The organism is Salegentibacter lacus (genome assembly GCF_020164555.1).
Classification (GTDB): Bacteria; Bacteroidota; Bacteroidia; order Flavobacteriales; family Flavobacteriaceae; genus Salegentibacter; species Salegentibacter lacus.
The window spans coordinates 1-255 of record NZ_JAIQZB010000105.1 but is presented as its reverse complement, the minus strand read 5'-3'; the positions used below and the strand labels follow the sequence as shown (position 1 = coordinate 255).

Here is a 255-nt window from a genome sequence, read left to right as displayed (position 1 = left end):
AGAAAAAGAAAGCGGTCACGGCAGTTCAATTGACCGAAGAAGGCAAGGTGAAGCGGATGTACACTATGAAAATTGATGATTTTTCAGCCCAGTCCCTTCAGTACATTTTTATCAACCATATAAGCCGTGAAGCCAAGGTAACGACTGATAAATGGCGAGGTTATAGACCAATAGGCAAAGCATACAACATTACACAAATAGAAAGCAATAAGGGATTGAACTTTAAGGCAATCCATACAATGATACATCAAGTAA

Annotated in this window: 1 pseudogene; it reads left to right on the top strand. The window is 38.8% G+C overall.

The features are described 5' to 3' along the window. Window positions 1-255 (top strand): annotated as a pseudogene (locus tag LB465_RS18205) (IS1595 family transposase); the annotation flags it as partial.